The sequence below is a fragment of the Acidithiobacillus sp. genome, from assembly GCF_027322205.1.
Lineage (GTDB): Bacteria > Pseudomonadota > Gammaproteobacteria > Acidithiobacillales > Acidithiobacillaceae > Acidithiobacillus.
Genome location: NZ_DAHVHY010000025.1, coordinates 21717 through 28408 on the forward strand (window position 1 = coordinate 21717; position 6692 = coordinate 28408).

Sequence of the window (6692 nt, forward strand, 5' to 3'; positions counted from 1 at the left end):
CTCATAGTTCTTCAATCGTGTGGTTGTGGTTGGTGTAAATGCAGATGTCGCCGGCAATGCTTAGGGCACGTTCAGCGATGCCGCGGGCGGGCAGGTCGCTGTTTTCCAGCAGGGCACGCGCCGCTGACAGGGCGTAAGGCCCGCCGGAGCCAATGGCGATGATACCATGTTCGGGCTCCAGTACGTCGCCCTGCCCGGTGATGATCAGACTTTGTTTGTCATCGGCGACGGCGAGCATGGCCTCCAGACGGCGCAGTACCCGGTCGGTGCGCCACTCTTTGGCCAGTTCCACGGCGGCCTTGGCCAACTGGCCGGGGTGGGCCTTGAGTTTGGACTCAAAACGCTCCAGCAGGGTAAAAGCGTCTGCCGTAGCCCCGGCGAAACCGGTCAGCACCCCCGGATCTATACGGCGCACCTTACGGGCGTTGCCCTTCATCACCGTATTGCCGAGGGTCACCTGGCCATCTCCGGCCATGACCACATTAGCACCTCGTCGGACACAAAGAATCGTCGTCCCGTGCATTTGCTGCGAATCTGTCATGCTTTTCCCTCAAAGTGCTTCGTATCCCGGTTGCCACGTCGTGACCGCGGGTGCGCCTGATCGTAGACCTGCGCCAACTGCTGATAATCCATATGGGTATAGATGGCGGTGGTGCCAATACCCGCATGGCCTAAATATTCCTGCACCGCGCGCAGGTCGCCGGACGACTGCAGCAGATGGCTGGCAGCACTGTGGCGCAGGGTATGGGGATGCAGCGGTTGTCCCAGTCGGGACGCCCCCAGCTTTTTGACCCGCATCTGAATGCTACGCACGCCGAGCCGCTGGCCGTGTTGATTGACGAAGATCGCCATTTCCTCACCTGCCGGGCGCAACGCGAGGTAGGCGCGGAGTGCCGCCCAGGCGGGTTGACCCACCGGCACGATACGCTCCTTGCGCCCCTTGCCCAGCACTCGCACGGTGCCGCCGTGACGATCCAGATCGCCCAGATCGAGTCCTGCCAGTTCACTGACGCGCAGGGCGCTGGAGTACAGCATCTCCAGGATCAGTTGATCACGCAGGCTGACAAAGTCTTTCTGATCCCCCGCTGCTGCGCCAGGTGTGGACGTGGGCTGCATCAGCACGCGGGCCTGATCCACGGTTAGCCAGTCGGGCAGGCGCTGCTCCGCCTTGGGCATGGCGAGCCCCAGCACCGGATTACGCAGTTCGGGGTCGTCATGTTGCAGGTGGCGATAAAGAGCACGTAACGCTGCAAAATGACGACGCAGACTGCGGATGGCGACGCCCCGACTGCGTTCCGCCATGAGGTAGGCGCGCAGGCTGCTGCGATCTACGTGCGCAATCTCCGTCTGACCGCGCTGCTGTAAGAACCGCGACCAGGCGCGCAGGTCACCGTCATAGGCGCTGATCGTGGCCGGGCTGGCCCTGCCGTTCTGCCGGAGCGTTTCGATAAATTGAGCAATGGCGGTTTCGATCAGCATGGGCTCAGGCAGCGATCCAGTGCCGCTGTGACCAGGCGGGCAATCTGGTCGAGCAGGTCGGCCCCGGCGTCCTCGGCATAGCGGTCGGGGTGCTGACTGCCGAGCAAAATACCCCCTTGTAGATGCTGACCGGCAAGCGGGATCAGGGCAAAAGACGTCAGTCCCGCCCCCGCCGCGCCGAAGAGGGTACTGCGTAGGGTCGGGCTGAGGGTCAGTCCGGTCGCGGCGCGCAACAGCGGAAGGCCGTTCAGAATCTCCTGAAAATCCGCCTGGTCCAGTGGCAGGAATTGCGGCAGATCGGCCATGGGCGTGCGGGCGATCAAGGCCATTTCCTCGACCTGGAAGCCCTCCCGCAAACGGGTGATAACAGTATTCAGGGTCGTAGTACAATCGGGCGTCTGCAACAGTTCGGTGGCCAGATCAGAGAGGTGCAGGCCGAGTGCGGCATTCTGTTGGGCGGCACCCAGCAGCGCGGTGATACGTTGGTGCAGACGGGCGTTTTCCTCGCGCAGCACCTGTGCCTGCCGCTCCAGCAGGGAGGCGGCCGATCCGCGTCCGACATGGGGCAGGGTCAGGGTGTGGAGCAGGTCTTCCTGATCCCACAAAAATTGTGGATGCTGGCGGAGATAGGCCCGGACTTGATCCGCCCGATCATCTGTTTCGGGGGTTGTGGTCACTCAGTCATCCTCCCAATGGGTTTCATGGTAGCGTTCAGCGGCGCTATGCACCTCCAGCGCTGCGATCAGGCGTGCCAGCATCTCGCCCTCCTGATCATTGAGTTTGTGCAGAAAATCAAGTTCGGCAGCATGACTGTTCAAGCCCCTGGCAATGGCCTTTAATGTCGTATCCTGCATGATGTTTCTCCCTTCGCTGCTGATGATTCAGTGATTCAGCCTGACAAGGGCCAGACCCCGTCAAAAACCACTTGCGTCGGGCCAGTCATCAGGACCGGTTGCCCAAGGCCCGCCCATTCGATCTGTAAGGTGCCACCCGGCAGAGTCACCGCCACCGCATGATCCAGCTCGTCCCAGCGGATACCTGCGACTACTGCCGCGCAGGCGTTGCTGCCACAGGCCAGAGTCTCCCCGGCACCGCGCTCCCAGACCCGCAGTTGAATATGGCCCCGGTCACGGACTTCCATGAAACCCACATTGCAGCGCTGGGGAAAGTCCGGGTGTATTTCAATACGGGGACCCAGGGTGGCTACCGGTGCATCGGCCACGCTGGATACGCGCAACACCGCGTGGGGATTGCCCATGCCGACGGCGGCGATGCGCAGAGTGTCATCCCCTACGGACAGAAGGTATTCGGGCGCTTCTTCATCGCTGCAGAAAGGAACCTCAGCCGGCGCGAGTTGCGGGATACCCATGTTGACGGTGACTTCACCATTATCCTGGTGGTGCAGGATCAGCTGTCCCACCAGCGTTTCGACGGTGATTCGCTCTTTGTCCGTGAGTCCGGCGCGGCGCACGAAGACGGCAAAGCAGCGGGCGCCGTTGCCGCACTGCGCCACCTCAGTGCCATCCGCGTTAAAGATGCGATACCGGAAATCACTATCGGGGGATGTCGCGGTCTCTACGAGCAGAATTTGATCGCAACCGACGCCGAAGTGGCGGTCGGCTATGGCCCGGATGGCCTCGGGGCGCAGTTCGACCCGTTGACGAACGCCATCGAAAACGACGAAATCGTTACCCAAGCCCTGCATCTTGGTGAAGCGCAGCGAGGGGGACGCAGAATCAGTATGGGAGTGGCTCATGTGCTGAGTTTAGCAATGTCTGTCCGGGGAGGACAGGGCGCGCAAATCGCAGGCTTCAGGCTACGCTTTCCGCAATGCGACGGCCGACTTCCTGCACGTCCTTTTCGATGCTATCCAGTCGCCGACGCAATTTATTCACACTGGGAACGATGACGCTTTCCGAACTGGCCGACTGCCCGCTCACAGGTGGCGTCGGTCAGGCAGCGACATTGATATGCCGCAAGGCGTCCGCGCCACCTTTCTTCGAGGCGTCCAGGATTTCTATGCCGACTAGATGGCCGTCTTTGTCGTAATCCAGGACAACACCGTCGGCAACTTCTTCGCTTTCTTCGATGGGCGCCGACGTCAGTTCCAGATACACCGCATCCGCCTCTCTATCCACTCGCACTAACATGACGCCCTCCTGTCAAAATAGACGGTTATCACATGGTGATGGTTGTCCTCCCGCGTCACCACGCGGAGCATCTTCCCTCGCTCCCCGTGGCACTTGAGAAACGATTGTTTGCCATCCCGGTTCTCTGTCCTGTCTGGCACGAGGATTGCCGCCTCGATCCACTCTATCTTGATGCCGCGCCGCTGTACCACGAAGGCCGCATGTTCCGTCAGTGTCAGATCCATATATTCAGCCCAACCGTTTGGCTAAATCTTCCGCCCTTAAATGAGTATACCGCTTGAGCATCTGCAAAGTCTTGTGCCCGGTGATGGTGGATACTTCCATCGGGTTGAAGCCCTTCTCGATCATAAAATCAATAAGGGCTTAGGCGGTTAAGCTTAAGCCCTTGTATTATCTTGGCTGGGGGACGTGGATTCGAACCACGGTTAGCGGAGTCAGAGTCCCAAATATATCAATATGTTACGATAATATACAACAAGCTATGACAAGATAATCAGCGGCTTAGGGCTTGTCCCTTGTTGTGGGTTGCCGGGTGGTTTCGGGGTTTTTTGCCCCGCAGTGTCCCGCCAGTGTCCCACGGGACAGTTAGTCAGTGGGTCCGTATATCGTCACGGTGACAGACGCCAGCAGGGTTTCGTGAGCGTCTGGCCCGACATCCCCTATTCGTGACAAGTCGCACATTCCGGGGTCCCGGCTGCTGCGGGTGTCCCCCTCGCCAGCGCCAGCCCCCATGACGGCGCAAACACTCAGGAAGGCCCCTTCCGTGCTCTGTGGCGCATCCTGCGGGAAAACTGGCGTTAGGGTGGCTCCTGCCTGTTTACGGGGCTTACAGCGTCCACGATGGCCGCGTCTCCCGGTCGCCATGAATGAGATTCTCGGGCACAAGTCTTGCTAATAATAAGCACATGCCGTGCCATGTGAATTTATTTCATTGGTTACGGTCGGGAACAGCGCCAGCCAAAGAAAAACCCCGCCAGAGGGCAGGGCAGGGGGTGTCACAATGATGCTGGCGTTGCCGGTGGTCGACCTTCCAGAAGCGGATGGTCTGGCGGCATCTCCACGTATCCGGTACCCGTCTTCAGCAGGTACTTCTCAATGCTGTGGTCGTGCCGGACTATCGACCGTATCACCGTCGTAGGTTCCGGGGTCGCCGCCAGTATCGCCTCCAATTCTTCGCGCTCTGGCTTGGTCAAGTAAGAAAGCAATTCGCTGTGCTCGTTGTTCGGTGCTGAGTTCATTTACAGATACCTCCGCTTTTATGAAAGATTTGTTGATGACGGCATGGCCGCCACGGTCTAAAAGGGAATTGGCTGCCGCGACTCGGGCGGAGGGGGTGGCTGTACGGTCGGTCATGACTTCCTGCAATACCTGAATAGCCGCGTCCGCCGAGTTGATGAACTTGCGTTGCTGCTCCGCCCGCCGTTCGTCCAGTAATTCAGTGATGCGGGCCTGTATCTGTGGTTTTCTCAAGTTTTCGTACCCGATGGAATACGCTGAGTCTGGCGAGTACCCGGCTTTAATCGCCGCATCTGCCGCGTTCAGAGTTTGCGCGTACTCGAAGCAGAAAAGCTCTTGTCGGGCGTTCATTTCGCCGCTCCGTGAGCCGATACGGCAATGCGGGCTCCAGGTCCGGTTTTGCTGTGGATGTGAAGATGAATAGGAGCTTGCGCCATGCCCGCTTTAATGCCTTCCGTGTTCGCTTTAAGTATCGCGGCATACAGTTGTGAAAAGTCGCGCTTGTGGTGCTGTTCCGTCATCGCCAGCGCCGTTTCAAAGCGGCTCATGCCTGCCGGAGTATGCAGGGGTAGCCTTTGGTGCAATCCCACATGTGGGCCATGCGCGTTCATAAAGGCCTGAACCTGCTTGGCCTGTGCCGGGTCTTTGGGGTCGTAATGGCTCATGATGCCCGCAATGGTATGCGCCCCGTATCCCCGGATGGTTTGAGCCGCGGCGCGGTAATCCTGCGCATTGCTGCTAAAGGAATCATAGCGGTTCATGCGTTTACCGTTGACCATGGTACCGGGGTCGAGGTCCATGGGGTTGTGATGCGGACGCCAGTCCCCGCCGTTCCGGTAAGTGCCGATGGGCGCGCCATTGTCCAGCCAGCCGGGGTGTTTTTTTGGTGAAATCCGCAAGGTCGTTTTTTGCAAAATCCGAGTTGCCTAAAAGCTTTACGCCTTGTGCATATGCTGCAGATTTTTTGTGCGCCATCCAGTTTGGGTTGGCTTTCATGAAGGCCGCATATTTGGTCTGGTCGGCTTGCAGGGCGCTTCGAAGCTTCATTCCCTGAGTATATGAGCCGGGCGCGGCGCGGGGCGCGGCGTTGAGCTTGCCGTGCCGCAGCGCCGTTTGAGTGATGCCCAGCAGATTATCGACCCAATGTTCGACGTTGCCGACGAAATGAGCCAAGCCCTTTTCCACGGCGGAAGCGCCCTGCAAAACGTCATGCGCTGCGCTCTCCAGTTTCGACGCTCCAGTCCGCAGCTTGCGAATGGTGCCCATGGCCGCGACGGTAGCCGGTTTGGACGCGGCGCCATTTTCCATGCCGGTTACTACCTTTCCGCGCAGCTCTCCCGCCGCCTGGGTGACGTTCACCGCACGCCGACCGGTCTTCGTGGAAATGGCGAAGGCATGCTCATGCTTTTCGTATTCAGCCTGATAATGCCGAATCTGTGCGATGTGGGTGTTGGCGAACAATGAGGCCTGATTCAGGCCGCCGAGTTGGCCTTGAGTGAAGTTCTCCCATATGTTTCCACGCACATCTTGAGGGACGCTTTTAAGCAGCCGGTGCGCTTTTGGCCCAAGCTGGAAAGCCAGTTGTGCGGGGCTGTCCTTGTCGATGGCCGTTGGACTGAAGCCCATGCGAATCAATGCCGCCCGGCCAGCGACGGTCATCTTGGCGTTGCGCATATCCGCCAGCATGGCATCTGGATTACTGAACAATTGCGATCCGTAAGTCTGGAACGCCTGCTGCTGACCGACGGTCATGCCGAGTTCGCGGGCACTTTTGAATTTGGAAGCGGTGAGCTTATCCAGTGACAGTGTGGCTTTGGCGGCGGCGAC

General features: G+C 59.3%; 12 protein-coding genes. All 12 read right to left on the reverse strand.

Annotated features, from left to right (window positions below; translation table 11 throughout):
- Nucleotide 1: 1 nt before the first annotated feature.
- Nucleotides 2–541 (reverse strand): ATP-dependent protease subunit HslV, encoded by a 540-nt coding sequence (gene hslV, locus M7F93_RS05885; protein WP_461263254.1) that lies wholly within the window; start codon nucleotides 539–541, stop codon nucleotides 2–4.
- Entirely contained in the window at nucleotides 538–1479 is a 942-nt protein-coding gene (locus M7F93_RS05890; RefSeq protein ID WP_298170520.1) for a tyrosine recombinase XerC, read from the reverse strand. The genes hslV and M7F93_RS05890 overlap by 4 nt, the downstream gene beginning before the upstream one ends.
- Complete coding sequence (locus M7F93_RS05895) at nucleotides 1473–2156, reverse strand: DUF484 family protein (RefSeq protein ID WP_298170523.1); 684 nt, start codon at nucleotides 2154–2156, stop codon at nucleotides 1473–1475. Before M7F93_RS05895 ends, M7F93_RS05890 begins: the two co-directional genes overlap by 7 nt.
- Nucleotides 2157–2333, reverse strand: a complete 177-nt coding sequence (locus M7F93_RS05900; RefSeq protein ID WP_298170526.1) for a hypothetical protein — start codon at nucleotides 2331–2333, stop codon at nucleotides 2157–2159.
- 35 nt (nucleotides 2334–2368) lie between these two features.
- Nucleotides 2369–3235, reverse strand: coding sequence for a diaminopimelate epimerase (gene dapF / locus M7F93_RS05905; protein WP_366144708.1), 867 nt, complete (start codon nucleotides 3233–3235; stop codon nucleotides 2369–2371).
- A 55-nt stretch (nucleotides 3236–3290) separates the two neighbouring features.
- Nucleotides 3291–3419, reverse strand: coding sequence for a hypothetical protein (locus M7F93_RS05910; protein WP_298170530.1), 129 nt, complete (start codon nucleotides 3417–3419; stop codon nucleotides 3291–3293).
- A gap of 12 nt (nucleotides 3420–3431) precedes the next feature.
- Complete coding sequence (locus M7F93_RS05915) at nucleotides 3432–3629, reverse strand: DUF2283 domain-containing protein (RefSeq protein WP_291520675.1); 198 nt, start codon at nucleotides 3627–3629, stop codon at nucleotides 3432–3434.
- Nucleotides 3623–3853 carry a DUF4258 domain-containing protein gene (locus M7F93_RS05920; RefSeq protein ID WP_215888919.1) on the reverse strand — a complete coding sequence of 77 codons (231 nt, stop codon included), beginning with the start codon at nucleotides 3851–3853 and terminating at the stop codon, nucleotides 3623–3625. Before M7F93_RS05920 ends, M7F93_RS05915 begins: the two co-directional genes overlap by 7 nt.
- A gap of 361 nt (nucleotides 3854–4214) precedes the next feature.
- Nucleotides 4215–4493, reverse strand: coding sequence for a hypothetical protein (locus tag M7F93_RS05925; RefSeq protein ID WP_298170539.1), 279 nt, complete (start codon nucleotides 4491–4493; stop codon nucleotides 4215–4217).
- A 228-nt stretch (nucleotides 4494–4721) separates the two neighbouring features.
- Nucleotides 4722–5216, reverse strand: coding sequence for a terminase small subunit (locus tag M7F93_RS05930; RefSeq protein ID WP_298170542.1), 495 nt, complete (start codon nucleotides 5214–5216; stop codon nucleotides 4722–4724).
- Nucleotides 5213–5665, reverse strand: coding sequence for a hypothetical protein (locus M7F93_RS05935; RefSeq protein ID WP_298170545.1), 453 nt, complete (start codon nucleotides 5663–5665; stop codon nucleotides 5213–5215). Before M7F93_RS05935 ends, M7F93_RS05930 begins: the two co-directional genes overlap by 4 nt.
- The coding region (locus M7F93_RS05940; protein WP_298170548.1) for a hypothetical protein at nucleotides 5631–6692 on the reverse strand (1062 nt) is incomplete at its 5' end. The genes M7F93_RS05935 and M7F93_RS05940, both read right to left, overlap by 35 nt.

Excerpts from the sequence above, each read along its gene's own strand:
- hslV (WP_461263254.1), bottom strand. The coding sequence starts at position 541 with ATGACAGATTCGCAGCAAATGCACGGGACGACGATTCTTTGTGTCCGA.
- M7F93_RS05890 (WP_298170520.1), bottom strand. The coding sequence starts at position 1,479 with ATGCTGATCGAAACCGCCATTGCTCAATTTATCGAAACGCTCCGGCAG.
- M7F93_RS05900 (WP_298170526.1), bottom strand. The coding sequence starts at position 2,333 with ATGCAGGATACGACATTAAAGGCCATTGCCAGGGGCTTGAACAGTCAT.
- dapF (WP_366144708.1), bottom strand. The coding sequence starts at position 3,235 with ATGAGCCACTCCCATACTGATTCTGCGTCCCCCTCGCTGCGCTTCACC.
- M7F93_RS05915 (WP_291520675.1), bottom strand. The coding sequence starts at position 3,629 with ATGTTAGTGCGAGTGGATAGAGAGGCGGATGCGGTGTATCTGGAACTG.
- M7F93_RS05920 (WP_215888919.1), bottom strand. The coding sequence starts at position 3,853 with ATGGATCTGACACTGACGGAACATGCGGCCTTCGTGGTACAGCGGCGC.
- M7F93_RS05925 (WP_298170539.1), bottom strand. The coding sequence starts at position 4,493 with ATGGCGACCGGGAGACGCGGCCATCGTGGACGCTGTAAGCCCCGTAAA.
- M7F93_RS05930 (WP_298170542.1), bottom strand. The coding sequence starts at position 5,216 with ATGAACGCCCGACAAGAGCTTTTCTGCTTCGAGTACGCGCAAACTCTG.
- M7F93_RS05935 (WP_298170545.1), bottom strand. The coding sequence starts at position 5,665 with ATGGACCTCGACCCCGGTACCATGGTCAACGGTAAACGCATGAACCGC.